This is a genomic window from Streptomyces sp. NPDC049970, from assembly GCF_040660235.1.
Lineage (GTDB): Bacteria > Actinomycetota > Actinomycetes > Streptomycetales > Streptomycetaceae > Streptomyces.
On the sequence record NZ_JBFALP010000002.1, the window covers coordinates 225,351 to 240,464 of the forward strand.

Below are 15,114 nucleotides of genomic sequence, written 5' to 3' on the forward strand. Positions count from 1 at the left end.
ATTCGCATGACAGTGCCGGTCTTCGAGGAGTACGCACCCGCTGCCGACTGCGGGTGCACCGGTTGCGCCCAGGGTCGGCGCACCGCCGCCGCCCTGCCCGTGCGGTACGGCGGGCACCCGGCCGCGCACGGCGCGCGGCGGGCCCTGGTGCTGGTCACCGCGGCGGGGGTGGTCCTGTCCTGCGGGGCGGACCAGGCCGCCGCGGCCGCCGCCGGCCCGAGAGCCCTGGCCGACACGTCGGCCGACCCCCAGCCGGTCACCCCGCAGGGCACCGTTGGGCCCCTGAACAGCGGCGGAGCCTCGGGGCCTCCCTCCGCGCCGAGCACGGCCCAGCGCACGACGACCCGGGCCGACATCATCAACCGCGCCAAGAAATGGGTGACCGCGAAGGTCCCCTACGACATGGCGGCGTACTGGTCGGACGGGTACCGGCAGGACTGCTCCGGCTTCGTGTCGATGGCCTGGAACCTCGGCGGCAACGAATGGACCGGCAGCCTCGCCGCCCACGGTACGAAGATCGCCCGGGCCGATCTGCAACCCGGCGACATCCTCCTCTTCCACAACCTGGCCGACCCCGCGGCGGGCTCGCATGTCACGGTCTTCGGCGGGTGGAGCGACCACACGCACAGTCACTACCTCGCGTACGAGCTGACCCGCCCGCACGCGCGCAAGGCGACGACTCCGATGGCGTACTGGAGCAACTCGTCGAAGTACGTGGCCTACCGGTACAAGGGCGTCGTCAGCGGGGCGGGCGGCAGCGGCTCGGCCACGGCGTTCCCCGGGGCGGGGAAGTTCGGCCCCGGCGCGAACAACGCGCATGTGACCCGGCTCGGGAAGCTGCTCATCGCCCAGGGCGGCAAGCGCTTCTACAAGGAGGGCGCCGGGCCGCGCTGGAGCGACGCGGACAAGCGGGCGACCCGGGCGTTCCAGCTGGCCCAGGGGTGGAAGGGCAAGGAGGCCGACGGCGTCCCGGGGCCGCACACCTGGCGGCTGCTGGTCGACGGAACCGGCCGGAAGATCCCCGCCGCCGGTGCGGGCGGCAGCCCGAGCACGGCCGAGGCGTATCCGGGGCCGAGCTCCTTCCGGCCCGGTCGGTCCAACGGCCACGTACTCGCGCTCGGCACGCAGCTGGTGAAGAAGGGATACGGCAAGCACTACGTGACGGGCCCCGGACGGAGCTGGACCGAGGCCGACCGCCGCAACGTCGAGGCCTTCCAGCGGGCCCAGGGCTGGAGCGGCGGCGCGGCGGACGGATACCCGGGGCCGGAGACATGGCGACGGCTCTTCGCGTGACGGCTGAGGTGACGGAACGGACATGACGGAGGCGGGAATGCGATCCACCGAAAACGTACGGGGCGAGTGGGACGAGCTGGGCGAGAGGGGCGCGCGGGTCGTCGTACCCGGACCCGGCCCGAGGGACACGGCGGTCGAGGCACCCGGTGGGGAACCGCCGGTGCGGGAGGAGGCGGGGGAGGGCGCGCTCCCGGAGTGGTGGACGCCGGAACCGGCCCCCGTGCCGGAGCAGTTGAGGGAGGTACCAACGGTCTCCGAGCCCGCGTGGGGTGCCGTGGCACCCTCGGAGGGCACGGCGGTCCTTGCCGCGGTGGACGTGGTGGACGCGGTCGATGTCGAGGACATCCCGGCCGACCTGGGGCCGGCGCTGGACGCGGTGGCGGGTGTGGGCAGGGCGTCGGGCGGCAGCGACCCCCTGGGCCTCGTAGCGGAGTTCGACCTGACGTCTGTAGAGCCTGTGTCGTCCGTGGAGCCCCTGTCTTCCGTGGAGCCCGTGGCCCCCGTGGCCCACGTGGAGGCACCGGGACCGAGGTGGGGTGCGGGGCCGGTGGTCGAAACCGTGCCGGAGGCGGAGCCGTGGTGGGGCGGCGAGCCTCCGACCGGACCGAAGCAGCGCTGGGGCACGGGGCAGCCGGCATGGGCGGAACCGAGGCCCGCCTGGGGGGTGGAGCCCGAAGCCGACCTGCCCCAGGCGCGGGACGCGGAGCCGGTCGCCGGGCAGACGCCGGCACGGGAGGCCGAGCCGACTGCGGACCCCGCGGCCTCACCCGACCCGGACCCCACGGTCGACCTGGTCGCGCAGGACATCGCGGCCGACGCGGAACCCGCGGCGCACCCCGCCCCGGTGACCCCGGTCGACCGCGCGACGGAGCCCGAGCTGATGCCGACGCCGATCGCGGAGTCGGATACGGACCCGGACCCGGAGCGGGACACGGAGTCGGACCCGGACGCGGCGCCGGTCGTGGAGGCGGGGCCGGTGCTCGACCGGGAGTCGGCGGTCGGCCGGGACGGTGTCGGGCTCCGGAAGCCGTGCCCCGACGGTGGCGGGCTGCCCGAAGGCGTGTCCCGGCTGCCGGAGGACGTCGTCCGGGTTCCCGTGAGCACGCCCCGGCCGCCCGAGGAGGAGGAGGAGCGAGCCCCGGTGACCATGACCGTCGGCGCCGCCGATCCCGTCGCCTGGTGGGGTGCCGGGCGACGGCAGCCCGTCATCAGCACCGAGACCACCGCGCCCATCCCCGTCCACCTGCTCTTCCGCGACGACGACCACAGCGGCGGGACCGCCGCGCCCCGCGTCGTGCAGCGGCCCGGTGCCGGGCGCCCGCCCGTGCCGCGCTCGTCCCGGATGCGTACGACGGGCCGGCCCGCGCCGCTCGCCGACCCCCGGCTCGCCGAGCGGCCCGGACCCGTACTGCCCGGCTGGGCGGCACTGCTCACCGCGGCGGCGGGCACGGCCGCCGGGGTCGCGGTGCTGTGGTGGCACGGCGCGCTGCCGGCAGCCGTGACCGACAGGCTCGGGATCGGTGCCCGTGCGTACGAAGGTGTAGGCACCGGGGCCTGGGCGCTCATCGCCCTGCTGGTGACCGTCGCCCTGTTCGCGCTCGGCGGCCTCGGCCGGGGACGGGTCGGGTACGCCTCGGTGCTGACGCTCTTCGGGGACTACCGGGGCAGTGTCCGGCGCACCGGCCTGCTGTGGATCTCGCCGCTCCTGCTGCGTCGGCGCGTCGACGTACGGCTGCGGCACTGGCGCAGCGAGCCGCTGCCCGCCGTGGACGCGAGCGGCACCTCGCTGCGGGTCGTCGTCCTCGTCGTCTGGCGGGTGAAGGACACGGTGCGGGCCACGTTCGGAGTCGCGGACCACGAGTGCTATCTGCGCGACCAGGTGGAGGCGGCGCTCGCGCGGGTGCTCTCGCAGCTGCCGGCCGACGCCTTCCACGAGGACACCCGCACCCTGCGCGACGCGGAGGCGGTGGGCGACGCGCTGACCCGGGTGCTGAGGGCGGACTGCGAACCCGTGGGCATCGAGGTGTACTCCGCCCAGCCGACCGGGATCGAGTACGCCCCGGAGGTCGCGGCGGCGATGCAGCGGTGCAGGGTGGCCGCCATCGACGCGAAGCACCGGGACGGGGTGCTCACCTCCGTGGTCGACGCGGTGGACGACACGGTGGGCCGACTGACCGCGCGCGGCATCGTCGAGCTCGATGCCTACGAACACAAGGCGCTGGTCAGGGATCTGACGGTGGCTTTCTACACGGGTCGCAGCGGTACGGAGGGGGCCTGACCGCCTCCGCCCGCACCGGGGAGCGCGCTGAAACCCGAGCCACATTGGTCTGGACATGTTCATGCAGCGTCAATAATCTGGACTTGGTCTAGACCGCAACAGTGATGCGCGCGCAGCACAGCTCAGAACATCCCCAGAACATCCCCCACGTTCTCGAGGAGCGACTCAGCATGCGGAAAAGAGCAAGTGCGGCCGTCATCGGCCTGGCGATAGCGGGCGTCTCCATGTTCGCGACCGGCAGCGCCAGCAGCCACGGCTACACGGACACTCCCATCAGCCGGCAGAAACTCTGCGCCAACGGCACCGTCACCAACTGCGGCAACATCCAGTGGGAGCCGCAGAGCGTCGAGGGCCCCAAGGGCTTCCCGGCGGCAGGGCCGGCGGACGGCAAGATCTGCGCCGGCGGCAACAGCACCTTCGCCCAGCTCGACGACCCGCGCGGTGGCGGCTGGCCCGCCACCAAGGTCACCTCGGGGCAGGGGTACAGCTTCCGCTGGCAGTTCACGGCCCGGCACTCCACGAGTGACTTCCGGTACTACATCACCAAGAACGGCTGGGACTCCAGCAAGCCGCTCACCAGGGCCGCCCTGGAGTCGCAGCCCTTCATGACGGTGCCGTACGGGAACCAGCAGCCCCCGGCGACACTGACCCACCAGGGCTCGATGCCCACCCAGAAGACCGGGAAGCACATCATCCTGGCCGTCTGGAACGTCGCGGACACCAGCAACGCGTTCTATGCGTGCTCCGACGTGCAGTTCTGATCCAGTACGACGCACAGTGGGCGGTCTCCTCGGAGGGAGACCGCCCACTGTGGTGTCTGTGCGCCGTCAGGGACTCGAACCCCGGACCCGCTGATTAAGAGTCAGCTGCTCTAACCAACTGAGCTAACGGCGCCGGTCGACTCGAAAATAATACCTGGTCCCCAGGGGTGCTGCTGACGCGCGCGCCCCGGCAACCCGCCCGGACCGGTTCAGAGCGCCAGCGACAGGAGCAGCGGTGCCGCGCGCCGGTTCAGCGCGGCCGCGGCGGCGCGCAGCCGGTGCGCGTCCTCGATCGGGAGGGACAGCGCCAGGCATCCCGCGGCCGAGCCCGCCGTCAGCGGAACCGCGGCGCACACCGTGCCCACGGCGTACTCCTGGAGGTCGAGTACCGGGACGGTCGCCGGCTGGCTGTCCAGCTTCGAGAAGAGCACCTTCTCGTTCGTGATCGTCCGCGACGTCAGACGCGCGATCCGGTGCCGGGAGAGGTGGTCGCGCCGGCCGTTCTGGTCGAGCTGCGTCAGCAGGCACTTGCCGATCGCGCTGGCGTGCGCCGCCGAGCGGAAGTCCACCCACTCGTTGACGGCCGGCGTGCTCGGCCCGTCCGCCATCTGCGTCACGCGGATCTCGCCGTCGACGTACCGGCTGAGGTAGACCGCCGCGCCGACCGAGTCCCGGAGCTCCACCAGGGTCTGCTGGAGCCTCGCCTCCAGGGCCTGCCGGCGGGCCGCGCCGGAGTCCAGCTCCAGGAGCGAGGGTCCGATGACGTACGCCCCGTCGGCCACCTGCTCGACGTACCCCTCGCGGCGCAGGGTGAGCAGGAGAGGCGTGAGATGCCCGGTCGGCAGTCCCGTCTCGCGCGAGAGCTGGGCGCCGGTCACCCCGTCGCCGTGCGTGGACACCGATTCGAGCACACGCAGGGCGTACTGCACCGAATGGAACGACGCCCTCGGTTCCGGCTTCAACGCCACGGGTTCCCCCCTCAGGTCCTCCGCCGGCTGACGACCACACACCGGCGCTCCACGATAGTCGCCAAGTGGCTTGACGGGATGAGGCGTTGACGACTTCTTGGTGCGCCCCGGCCGCATCGGCCGGGGCGCACCTGCCCGGGTATATGCCGTGGGCAAGGAGGTCGTCCCGGCAGCCAGGTCACAGCACCGCGTTGAGGAACTCCCGCGTGCGCTCGTGCTCGGGATCGGTGAAGATCTTCTCCGGTGAACCGGACTCCACGACCCGCCCCGCGTCGAACATCAGGACCTTCTCCGACACGTCCCGGGCGAAGTTCATCTCGTGGGTCACGCACAGCATCGTGATGTTGGTGTTCCTCGCGATGTCGACGAGAAGATCCAGCACGCCGGCCACCAGTTCCGGGTCCAGCGCGGACGTCACCTCGTCGAGCAGCAGGATCTCCGGCCGCATCGCGAGCGCCCGCGCGATGGCGACGCGCTGCTGCTGCCCGCCGGAGAGCTGGGAGGGGTGGGCGTCGATCTTCCCGGAGAGCCCGACCAGGTCCAGCAGCTCCCGGGCCCGCGCCTCCGCCTCGTCCTTGTCCATGCCGAGGACGTTGACCGGCGCCTCCGTGATGTTCTGGAGGACCTTCATGTTCGGGAAGAGGTTGAACTGCTGGAAGACCATCCCGATCTTCTTCCGGGAGGTGCGCAGGTCCTTCTCGCCCGCCGGCTTCAGCGCTCCGGACGGCGTACGCACATGGGACAGCGGGGAGCCGTCGACCCAGATCACACCGTCGCTGACCCTCTCCAGCGTCATCAGCAGCCGCAGGATGGTGGTCTTCCCCGAGCCGCTCGGCCCGATCAGCGTGACGTGCTCGCCGCGCCGCACGGTGAAGTCCAGCTCGTCCAGGACCACGTGGTCGCCGTAGCGCTTGACGACCTTGTCGAAGCGGACCAGCGGTTCCACACCGGTCGTCCCGGTGGCCGGAGCCGCGTCCGCGGGTTCCTTGATGGGTGCGGATTCAGTGGCCAAGACGCTTCTCCAGCTTTCTCATCAGCAGCGAGGTCGGGTAGCTCGCGACCAGGAAGATCAGACCCGCGAGCGTCCACGCCTCGGTGTACGCGAAGTGGTCGGCCCCGTACTTCCGGGCCTCGAAGACCATCTCCTGCACCGTGATGACGGCCAGGAACGGGGTCTCCTTGAACATCGAGACGGCGTAGTTGCCGAGGGCGGGCAGCACGTTGCGCACCGCCTGCGGCAGGATCACCGCCTGCCAGGTCCGCCGGGGCGACAGCGAGAGTGCCCGGCAGGCCTCCCACTGCCCCTTGGGCACCCCGTCGATCCCGGCCCGGTACACCTCGGAGGTGTACGTGGCGTAGTGGACGCCGAGGACCACGATGCCCACGGTCAGCGGTTCCACCGAGGTGAAGACGGCTGCTGCGCCGACCAGTTGCACCAGCAGCGGGGTGGAGCGCACGAACTCCATCACCGCCTTCACGGGCACGGTGACGAAGCGGGAGGGGGCCCGTCCGGCCACCGCGATGGCCAGCCCGAGCACCGCCGCGAGCAGTGTGCCGAGCAGCGTCGCGAGGAGTGTGACCCGGAAGCCTTCGAGCAGCAGGGGAAGGGCCTCACCGGCGGCGTCCCAGTCGAATGTCTGGTTCACCGGGTGCCTCCGGCCGTAGTGACGGGTTCGGCGCTGCGGGTCCTGAACAGGCCCGCGGCGCCGGTGTGCAGGCCGAGGCGCCGCTTGGCGGTCCGCTCCAGCAGGTTCATCAGCAGTGTCAGCGCGTAGGCGAGCACGAAGTAGACGGCCAGCAGCAGGAGGTACGCGGAGAGGCTCTCACCGGTCAGGCTGCGGACGTGCTCGATCGCCGTCATCAGGTCGGCCGCGGACAGCAGCCACAGCAGCGGTGTCGCCTTCAGCAGCTGGATCAGCAGGTTGGTGAAGGACGGGATCATCTGCACCCAGGCCTGCGGCAGGATCACCTTCCGCATCCGGTGGAACGGGGTCATGTTCAGCGCGACGGCCGCCTCGTACTGCGCACGCGGCACGGAGTTGACCGCGCCCCGCACGACCTCGGAGCCGTAGGCCCCGAAGTTCAGGCCGAAGGCCACCACACCGCAGAGCAGGGGCGTCAGCTCGTAGCCCGTCAGCTGCGGCATCGCGTAGTAGAACCAGAACAGCTGGACGTAGAGCGAGGTGCCGCGGAAGAACTCCACGACGGTCCGGGAGACCCCGCGCACCGGCGACAGCCTGCTGCCCGCCGTCAGGCCGAGGACGAACGAGAGCAGCAGCGCGAGCAGGGAGCCGAGGACCGTTGCCTCCAGCGTCACCCACAAACCCGATCTGATCTGCGGCAGTTCATCGAGGAAGGTGGAGAAGAAGTCACTCATACGGTGTGGTCCGCCCCCGTCAGCCCTTGCACAGGTCGGCGGTCTTCAGTGTGGCCGGCGGGACCTCCGTGGCGCCGAAGCCGTACTCCTGGAGCAGGCCCACGTAGCGCGACCTGTCCGAGACGATCTTCTTGAGCTCGCGGTTGAAGGAGTCCCTCAGGTCCTCGTTGCCCTGGCGGAACACCGCGCCGCCGGGCGAGAACTGCTGCTTGCCGTCCAGTTCCGGCACGAAGGCCTCGGTGACCTCGGTGTCCGGGTTGGTCTTCGCCAGCCAGCGCAGCGAGATACCGGTGAGCAGGAAGGCGTCGACCCGGCCCCCCTTCACGGCGTCCGCACCGTCCTGCGGCTTCTGCAGCGTCTTGATCCGGTCCTCCGGGATGCCGGCGCCCTTGGCGTACGACGCCTCGACCGCGCCCGACATGACGCCGACGGTGATCCCGGCGGCCTTCGCGGACGCGAGGTCGGTGACCTTCTTCGGGTTGCCCTTTCTCACCATCAGGGCGGTGGGGGAGATGAACTCCGGTTCGGAGAAGAGGGCGTTGGCGCAGCGCTCGGGGGTGATGGCCATGCCCGCGCTGACGACGTCGTACTTCCCGGCCTGCAGACCGGGGATCAGGCCGTCCCACTCCGAGAGGGTGGGTTTCAGCTCGTCGACACCGAGCGCCTTGAATATCTCCCGGTGCAGGGTGGGCGCCTCGCCCTTGAGCTCCTTGCCCTCCATGTAGCCGTACGGGGCCTCGTTGGCGTACGCGACACGGACGAAGCCCTGCTTGCGGAGCTTGTCGAGGGCTCCCTCACCGTCCGCGGCGCCGGCGTCGGTCTTGCTGCACGCGGAGAGCAGGCCCGGGACGACGAGCAGACCTCCCACGGCAGCCGTTCGATTGAGGAAGCCTCGACGGGACAGGTGAGGGAAGTCAGCCATGGTTCGCGATCTCCTGGAGAAAATAGGGGTGTCGAACAGTCCGGACAGGGTGGGTACCTGCCCGATTCCGGACGTCTATGCAGGAAGCGCAGTCATGTAATCGAACGGTGGCCGGAGGGTGACCTTCCCGTGTCTCGTCGCGGGCGGAGGGCGACGGCGGGTGCGCGGGGCGTGTCGACCCCCGGTGAGACGTTCATGACTGACTGATATGTCGGAATGTGGTTGTGCCGGAATGCGGTTGTGCCGGATCGGAGTGTCCGGAGGTCAGAGCGCGATGTCCGGCGAGGGGACGTAACCCCGGCGTACGTCCACGACGTTGGGCAACGGCTCCCCGGCCGCCCACTGCTCGTACATCGAGACGAACTGCTCGCCGAGCCGGTCGCGCCAGCCGGCGGTGTCGCCGCTCATGTGCGGGGACACCACCAGGCCCGGCACCTCCCACAGCGGGCTCGACGGGCCCAGTGGCTCCTCCTGGAACACGTCGAGCGCCGCACCCGCGATCCACCGCCTGCGCAGTGCCTCGGCGAGATCGTCCTCGACGGTCAGGGCGCCCCGGCCCACGTTCACGAAGTGGGCCGAGGGCTGGAGCAGTCCGAAGAACCGGGCGTCGAACATCCCCCGCGTCGCCTCCGTCAGGGGGGCTGCGGAGATCACCCAGTCCGCACCGGCCGCCAGCCGGTCCAGGTCCTCGACCCCGTGGATCGTGCGTCGCGCCGTACGCCCCACGAGCGCCACCCGGACGCCGAGGCCGTGCAGCAGCCGCATGATCTCCCGGCCGACGGGGCCCGCGCCCACCACGACCGCGCGGCTGCCGGCGAGCGCGCGGGTCTCGCGGTGGTGCCAACGGTGCTCGCGCTGGAGCGCCAGTGTGCCGGGCAGGTCCTTCGCGAAGGCGAGCACGAGGCCCGCGACGTACTCGGCGATCGGCAGCTCGAAGACGCCCCGGGCGTTGGTGACGACGGTGGGGGACGCGGCCAGCTCCGGGCACAGCAGCCGGTCCACCCCGGCGCTCGCGGTGTGCACCCAGCCGGGGCGTGGGCCGTCGCCCGGCCATGCCTCGCGGACCGCGTCGGAGGTGAAGTCCCAGACGAGCAGCACGTCCGCCTCGGGCAGCAGTCCCGCCAGTGTCCGCTCGTCGGCGTGACGGACGCGGGCCCGCCCGGTCAGCCGGCCCAGGCGCGGCGGCGGGTCGGTGTCCAGGACGAGGATCAGGGGAGTTGTCATCAGGAATGACCACGCTCGCACCGGGGCACACGCTCGTCAACACGGCCTGCCGTGCCACGGGGCAACCCGCAGGTCACAGCCGTTGCGGGCGACGGTATGCGGCCGGAAGGGGAATACTTGTCCGAAAGGCTGTCCCGGGTCCCTGGTGGGTCAGGCGGTCCTGGTGGATCAGCCGGACAGCCCTGAGGCAGGCGCAGCGGTGCCGCAAGACATCCGGACGTACGGGAAGGATGGACATGACGACCGTAGGACTTCTTTATCCGGGCCACTCCGCGGAGGACGACTTCCCGCGGATGGAGGTCATGCTCGACAGTGACATCAGAGTGCCGCTGTTCCACACCGACATCGACGAGGACGCCCGCAGGGCCGAGTCCCTCCGCGAGGCGGGCACCCCCGACCGCCTGGCCGCCGGCGTCGAGGAGCTGCGTCTGGCGGGTGCCGAGTCGCTGGTCTGGGCCTGTTCGGGCGGAAGCTTCGCCTACGGCTGGGACGGCGCGCACGAGCAGACCGCGCAGCTCGCCAGGACGGCCGGCCTCCCCGCGTCCAGCACGTCCTTCGCCTTCGTGCACGCCCTGCACGAACTGGGCGCCTCCCGGGTCGCCGTCGCGGCGACCTACCCCGAGGACATCGCCGCCCTCTTCGCCGGCTTCCTGGCGGCCGGGGGCGTCGAGGTGGTCGCCACCCGGGGCGCCGGCATCATCAACGCGTCCGACGCCGCCGCGGCGGACACGGAGCGGGTGAAGGAACTGGCCGCGGCCGGCGACCATCCCGACGCCGAGGTGGTGCTCCTCCCCGACAACGCGCTGCACACCTCCGCGTTCGTGCCCGAGCTGGAGGAGCTCCTCGGCAAGCCGGTCCTCACCGCGAACCAGGTGGCGGTCTGGGAAGGGCTCCGGCTCGCCGAGCGGCGGATCTGGGCACCCGCCCTCGGTACGCTCTTCGCCACCCGCGAGCCCCCGCCCGGTGCCTCCGAGCCCCGGGGCATCGAGGTGCGGGAGTAGGCGCCGCGGGGTGATCGCGGGGGAATAAGCGGAGCCGACCTCCTGTTTGCACTCTCCGATACGCAGACGCACCACCCGGAGAGGCCGAAACACGTGGACGAGAACCGAGGCGACGAGATTCGCGGCACCGTGAGCGGGACGGCTTCCGTGCCCCTCTCCGTACTCGACCTGGTGACCGTGGGCCAGGGCCGCACCGCGAGCCAGGCGCTGCGCACCGGCGTGGACATCGCGAAGCTCGCCGAGCGCCGCGGCTTCCACCGCTACTGGGTCGCCGAGCACCACTCCATGCCGGGCGTGGCCTCCTCGTCGCCGGCCGTCATCCTGGCCCACACGGCCGCCCACACCGAACGCATCCGGCTCGGCTCCGGCGGAGTGATGCTGCCCAACCACGCACCGCTGGTGATCGCCGAGCAGTTCGGAACCCTGGAGGCGATGGCCCCCGGCCGCGTCGACCTCGGTCTGGGCCGCGCACCCGGCACGGACGGGGCCACGGCGGCGGCCCTGCGCCGCACCGACCGGCTCAACGAGGGTGCCGACGACTTCCCGCAGCAGCTGGCCGAACTGACCCGCTTCCTGGACGACGACTTCCCGGACGGCCACCCCTACGCCCGCATCCACGCGGTACCCGGCCCGGTGCAGGCCACCTCGCCCGGCGGCGTCCAGTCCAAGGGCAGGCCGCCCGTCTGGCTGCTGGGCTCCTCCGGCTTCAGCGCCAGGCTGGCCGGTGTGCTCGGCCTGCCCTTCGCGTTCGCCCACCACTTCTCGGCCCGGAACACGGTGCCTGCCCTGGAGCTGTACCGCGAGTCCTTCAAGCCCTCCGCGGTGCTCGACGCCCCCTACGCCCTCATCGGCGTCGCGGCGCTGGCCGCGGACGACGAGCGCGAGGCGCGGCGCCAGGTGCTGACCGGCGCGCTGTCCATGGTCCGGCTGCGCACCGGCCGCCCGGGGCTCGTGCCCAGCCCGGAGGAGGCGGAGGCGCACGACTTCAGCCCCATGGAGCGGGAGTTCGTCGACGGCTGGCTGAAGGACATCGTCCACGGCACCGCGGACGAGGTCCGCAGCGGCCTGGACGACCTGGCCAAGCGCACCGGCGCGGACGAGCTGATGATCACGGCCAACGCGCACGGCGGTGAGGCGCGGCTGCGCTCGTACGAACTGATCGCGGACGCCTACGGGATGCCCGGGGCGGCCTGACCGACCCTGCCGGGGCACCGGCCCGCCCCCGGGTGGTCCGGTGCCAGCCCTCCGGGGGCCGGGTGCCGATCAGCTCGGCGATCCGCTCCGGCGCCACCGCGCGCGAGTACAGCCGGCCGTGCCCCGTGTCGCAGCCGATCCGGCGCAGCCGCTCCGCCTGGCCCGAGGTCTCCACGCACTCCGCGGTGACCGTCAGGGCACGCGTGGTCCCCGCGTGGCACCACCAGGGCTTTTGCCGGGAGATGATCGACTCCGCGGTGATCTGGCCGGTCCGGATTCCGGCGTGAGCGATTGTGACTTTCCGTGAGTGGTTCGAGTTGCGGTCATGCCGTCCGCTGACCCGTGTGGGGCAGCACAACAGGGCGTACGCCGTCGAATCGGCACAGGGTGAGGGGGAAGTCCCGCATTCGCCACCCGGAGGTAGATGTGCCGCGTCAGCACGGACCCCGGGGAGCGGGGAGGCCGAGCCTGCGCAGTGCGGCGGCCGCCCTCACCTCCCTCCTGGCGCTCGCCGCCACCGGACTCGTGGCAGGCCCCGCCGTGGCGGCCTCGCGCGACGCGGGACCGTGCGCACTGCCCAGGACCGGCGCCCACCACTCCCTCGGCCTCGACACCTGGAACCGCTCCTACCCGCGCCCCGACCGGAGCCTCGACGCGGTCATGGTCTTCCTCTCGTTCCCGGACTCCGAGCCGGCGGTGCCGCCCGAGGTGCTGGCCGCCGACCACTTCCCCTCCACCACGCGCTTCTTCCAGCGCGCCTCGTACGGCAAGTTCACGCTGCGCGCCCACCCGCAGCGGCGGTGGATCCGCATGCCGCACCCCTCCACCTGGTACGGGATACAGCGCGACTGGGGCTCCGAGCGGCGCAGCGCCTATCTGCGCGACGCGGTCAGGGCCGCCGACAGGCAGATCGACTTCTCGGAGTACGACATCGTCTACCTCGTCGCCGACCCGGACGCGCCCGGCGTCGACTCGGACGCCACGAAGGTCGTCAACTTCGACCGGCCGCTGCGCGCCGACGGCACGGACATCAGGCGCGTGGTCACCGTCTTCGAGGAGCACCCGCCGGACCGGAACGTCCTCGCACACGAGACCGGGCACGTCTTCGACCTGGCGGACCTCTACCACCGGCCCGAGGACGGCAAGGGCGACTGGGACACCTACGTCGGCGACTGGGATGTGATGGGCAGTCAGTTCGGGCTCTCGCCCGATCTGTTCGGCTGGCACAAGTGGAAGCTCGGCTGGCTGGAAGGCGAGGAGGTGGTGTGCGTGCAGGGCGCCGCCGACCTCACCCTGGAGCCCATGGCCGAGGTCCCCGCGCCCGGTGCGTCCATCGGTACCCGGCTCGCGGTCATCAGGACCGGCGCGGGCAGCGCGCTGGCCATCGAGGCCCGCAGCGCGATCGGCAACGACCGGACGACCTGCACCGAGGGTGTGCTCATCTACCGCATCCGCAACGCCACGGCGTCCGGTGGCGGCCCGGTCGAGGTGCTGGACACCCACCCCGACTCCGACGCCTGCTGGGACCGGTCGGTCTACCCGCCCCTCGCGGACGCCCCGCTCCGGGAGGGCGAGCGCTACACCGTGCCCGGGGAGCGCATCCGTATCGAGGTCGCCGACCGGACCAGGTCGGGAGCGTGGACCGTCCGCGTCACCACCGGCACCTGAGCACCACCGGCGTCCGGGCGCTTCCGGACGCACGAAAAAGCCCCCTCGCGAGAGCGAGGGGGCTTCCTCCGTCTGTGCGCCGTCAGGGACTCGAACCCCGGACCCGCTGATTAAGAGTCAGCTGCTCTAACCAACTGAGCTAACGGCGCCTGGTGACGTCGTAGACATTAGCACCCGGATCGGCGGGAGGAAAAATCGAATTCCCGGTGGTCGACGGAGCCGCCGACCTGCCCACCCGCACGCAGGCCCACAGCAGCACGTCCGGCCCCGGCAGCCAGGGGTTCCGGGTGTCGGGGGCGACCACCCAGCGCGGGCCGCCGGTGCTCGCGCCGCAGGTCAGGGGCGGGACCGTGACCGCGTCGCCCGTGCCGTGACAGAGGACGGGCGGCAGGGCGCCCCGCTGGTCCCCACGGCCCCCGGCGGTGCCCGTGCCCCACTCCTCCCAGGCCAGCAGGGACGGCAGCCGCTGCGCGGTTCCGGGGGCGGCGAACAGCAGCATCCTGCCCCGGTGCGTGGCGACCGGGCCGGAGCCGGGGCCCTCGGCCCAGAGCCGCTCCAGCATCCGCCTGCCGAACAGGGCGGGCACGTTCACGACGTCGAACGAGGACCCGCACGGCAGGACGCCGGGAGAGCCCGGCCTCGCCTCCCACTGGGAGAGCGTGCTGCGCGGGTACGCCGAGGCGCCGGCCAGCCAGGCGGCACCGGACGCGGTGACCTGGGCGGCCCGGTCGTCCGCGCGGTCGTCGGTGCGGTCCCGCAGCAGCGTGAAGATGTCCACACCCTGGCGCGGGGCGGCACCGGTCCGCAGGGTCGTTTCGTCTTTCAGCCAGGCACTCATGGCGTCATGTCTACCGGCCGTGACGCTACTGTTCCCGAGAGTTGCCGAAAGCCGGACAGGGCGGACCAGGACGGAGTAGCCTGCCCGGCGGCATATGCCACGGGTGTACCCGCCGTGACGGTCAGGGGCTCCCGCGGCGCCACCGCGCCGGTATCAGGGCGCGGGGTCGTGGAGCAGGGACCGGCCGAACTCGATCATCTTCTTGGCGTAGTCCTCGGTCCACTCCGCGCGCTCGGCTATCTCGGCGGCGGTGAGCCGGTCGAACCTGCGCGGGTCCGCCAGCTGGGCGGCCGCCACGGCCTGGAACTCCACGGCCCGGTCGGTCGCGGCCCGGAAGGCGAGCGTCAGCTCCGTCGCACGGGCCAGCAGCTCCTGCGGATCGTCCATGGACTCCAGGTCGAAGAAGTGCTCGGGATCGGCTGCCGCAGCCGACGGCTCGAAGAGCAGCGGCGCGGGACGCAGCCTCTGCCGCTCGTTCCGCTCGGGTTGTGCCATGTGGTCCTACCTTCTCGTGCGGCCGGACGGCCACCTTCCATTGTCCGGCCCGGCGTGACGACCTCGCTCACGAAGTCGTAAGAGCGCTGCCCAGG

General features: G+C 71.8%; 14 protein-coding genes and 2 tRNA genes. 6 read left to right on the top strand and 10 right to left on the bottom strand.

The window, feature by feature from the left end; all coding sequences use genetic code 11:
- Positions 1–6 precede the first annotated feature (6 nt).
- The 3 genes from AB0I83_RS04375 (at position 7) to AB0I83_RS04385 (ending at position 4,332) form a co-directional block, all read left to right on the top strand.
- On the top strand, positions 7–1,293 hold the full coding sequence (locus AB0I83_RS04375; protein ID WP_363303555.1) for a peptidoglycan-binding protein: 1,287 nt from the start codon (positions 7–9) through the stop codon (positions 1,291–1,293).
- A gap of 475 nt (positions 1,294–1,768) precedes the next feature.
- The gene (locus tag AB0I83_RS04380; RefSeq protein ID WP_363303795.1) at positions 1,769–3,571 is read left to right on the top strand and encodes an SPFH domain-containing protein; all 1,803 of its coding nucleotides are present in this window, start codon (positions 1,769–1,771) and stop codon (positions 3,569–3,571) included.
- 170 nt (positions 3,572–3,741) lie between these two features.
- Positions 3,742–4,332 carry a lytic polysaccharide monooxygenase gene (locus AB0I83_RS04385; RefSeq protein WP_356538218.1) on the top strand — a complete coding sequence of 197 codons (591 nt, stop codon included), beginning with the start codon at positions 3,742–3,744 and terminating at the stop codon, positions 4,330–4,332.
- A 59-nt stretch (positions 4,333–4,391) separates the two neighbouring features.
- Here AB0I83_RS04385 and AB0I83_RS04390 read toward each other — a convergent pair.
- From AB0I83_RS04390 to AB0I83_RS04420, 7 genes are all read right to left on the bottom strand, one after another.
- Positions 4,392–4,465: transfer RNA gene (locus AB0I83_RS04390), tRNA-Lys, on the bottom strand.
- A 76-nt stretch (positions 4,466–4,541) separates the two neighbouring features.
- Positions 4,542–5,300, bottom strand: coding sequence for an IclR family transcriptional regulator C-terminal domain-containing protein (locus AB0I83_RS04395; protein ID WP_363303556.1), 759 nt, complete (start codon positions 5,298–5,300; stop codon positions 4,542–4,544).
- Positions 5,301–5,478: 178 nt separating this feature from the next.
- Positions 5,479–6,312, bottom strand: a complete 834-nt coding sequence (gene ehuA / locus AB0I83_RS04400) for an ectoine/hydroxyectoine ABC transporter ATP-binding protein EhuA (protein ID WP_356533952.1) — start codon at positions 6,310–6,312, stop codon at positions 5,479–5,481.
- Positions 6,302–6,946: an ectoine/hydroxyectoine ABC transporter permease subunit EhuD gene (gene ehuD, locus AB0I83_RS04405; RefSeq protein ID WP_356533950.1), complete on the bottom strand. Its 645-nt coding sequence runs from the start codon at positions 6,944–6,946 to the stop codon at positions 6,302–6,304. The genes ehuA and ehuD overlap by 11 nt, the downstream gene beginning before the upstream one ends.
- The gene (gene ehuC / locus AB0I83_RS04410; RefSeq protein WP_363303557.1) at positions 6,943–7,677 is read right to left on the bottom strand and encodes an ectoine/hydroxyectoine ABC transporter permease subunit EhuC; all 735 of its coding nucleotides are present in this window, start codon (positions 7,675–7,677) and stop codon (positions 6,943–6,945) included. Before ehuC ends, ehuD begins: the two co-directional genes overlap by 4 nt.
- A 19-nt stretch (positions 7,678–7,696) precedes the next feature.
- On the bottom strand, positions 7,697–8,599 hold the full coding sequence (ehuB, locus tag AB0I83_RS04415; protein WP_356533947.1) for an ectoine/hydroxyectoine ABC transporter substrate-binding protein EhuB: 903 nt from the start codon (positions 8,597–8,599) through the stop codon (positions 7,697–7,699).
- Positions 8,600–8,863: 264 nt separating this feature from the next.
- Complete coding sequence (locus AB0I83_RS04420; protein ID WP_363303558.1) at positions 8,864–9,823, bottom strand: D-2-hydroxyacid dehydrogenase; 960 nt, start codon at positions 9,821–9,823, stop codon at positions 8,864–8,866.
- Between the two features lie 236 nt (positions 9,824–10,059).
- Between AB0I83_RS04420 and AB0I83_RS04425 the strand changes: the two genes are divergently transcribed.
- The 3 genes from AB0I83_RS04425 to AB0I83_RS04435 all read left to right on the top strand — a co-directional run bounded on the left by AB0I83_RS04425 (position 10,060) and on the right by AB0I83_RS04435 (position 13,686).
- Complete coding sequence (locus AB0I83_RS04425) at positions 10,060–10,824, top strand: decarboxylase (RefSeq protein WP_363303559.1); 765 nt, start codon at positions 10,060–10,062, stop codon at positions 10,822–10,824.
- A gap of 93 nt (positions 10,825–10,917) precedes the next feature.
- Complete coding sequence (locus tag AB0I83_RS04430; protein WP_363303560.1) at positions 10,918–12,018, top strand: LLM class flavin-dependent oxidoreductase; 1,101 nt, start codon at positions 10,918–10,920, stop codon at positions 12,016–12,018.
- Positions 12,019–12,444: 426 nt separating this feature from the next.
- Positions 12,445–13,686, top strand: coding sequence for a M6 family metalloprotease domain-containing protein (locus AB0I83_RS04435; RefSeq protein ID WP_356533940.1), 1,242 nt, complete (start codon positions 12,445–12,447; stop codon positions 13,684–13,686).
- A gap of 75 nt (positions 13,687–13,761) precedes the next feature.
- Here AB0I83_RS04435 and AB0I83_RS04440 read toward each other — a convergent pair.
- The 3 genes from AB0I83_RS04440 to AB0I83_RS04450 form a co-directional block, all read right to left on the bottom strand.
- Positions 13,762–13,835, bottom strand: a tRNA-Lys gene (locus tag AB0I83_RS04440).
- Entirely contained in the window at positions 13,826–14,524 is a 699-nt protein-coding gene (locus AB0I83_RS04445; protein WP_356840976.1) for a hypothetical protein, read from the bottom strand. Before AB0I83_RS04445 ends, AB0I83_RS04440 begins: the two co-directional genes overlap by 10 nt.
- 153 nt (positions 14,525–14,677) lie before the next feature.
- Positions 14,678–15,019, bottom strand: a complete 342-nt coding sequence (locus AB0I83_RS04450; protein ID WP_356533938.1) for a hypothetical protein — start codon at positions 15,017–15,019, stop codon at positions 14,678–14,680.
- Between the last annotated feature and the right edge of the window lie 95 nt (positions 15,020–15,114).

Bases quoted from the DNA above. Each gene is read 5' to 3' on its own strand.
- AB0I83_RS04375 (WP_363303555.1), top strand. From the start codon at position 7: ATGACAGTGCCGGTCTTCGAGGAGTACGCACCCGCTGCCGACTGCGGG.
- AB0I83_RS04385 (WP_356538218.1), top strand. From the start codon at position 3,742: ATGCGGAAAAGAGCAAGTGCGGCCGTCATCGGCCTGGCGATAGCGGGC.
- ehuC (WP_363303557.1), bottom strand. From the start codon at position 7,677: ATGAGTGACTTCTTCTCCACCTTCCTCGATGAACTGCCGCAGATCAGA.
- ehuB (WP_356533947.1), bottom strand. From the start codon at position 8,599: ATGGCTGACTTCCCTCACCTGTCCCGTCGAGGCTTCCTCAATCGAACG.
- AB0I83_RS04420 (WP_363303558.1), bottom strand. From the start codon at position 9,823: ATGACAACTCCCCTGATCCTCGTCCTGGACACCGACCCGCCGCCGCGC.
- AB0I83_RS04425 (WP_363303559.1), top strand. From the start codon at position 10,060: ATGACGACCGTAGGACTTCTTTATCCGGGCCACTCCGCGGAGGACGAC.
- AB0I83_RS04445 (WP_356840976.1), bottom strand. From the start codon at position 14,524: ATGAGTGCCTGGCTGAAAGACGAAACGACCCTGCGGACCGGTGCCGCC.
- AB0I83_RS04450 (WP_356533938.1), bottom strand. From the start codon at position 15,019: ATGGCACAACCCGAGCGGAACGAGCGGCAGAGGCTGCGTCCCGCGCCG.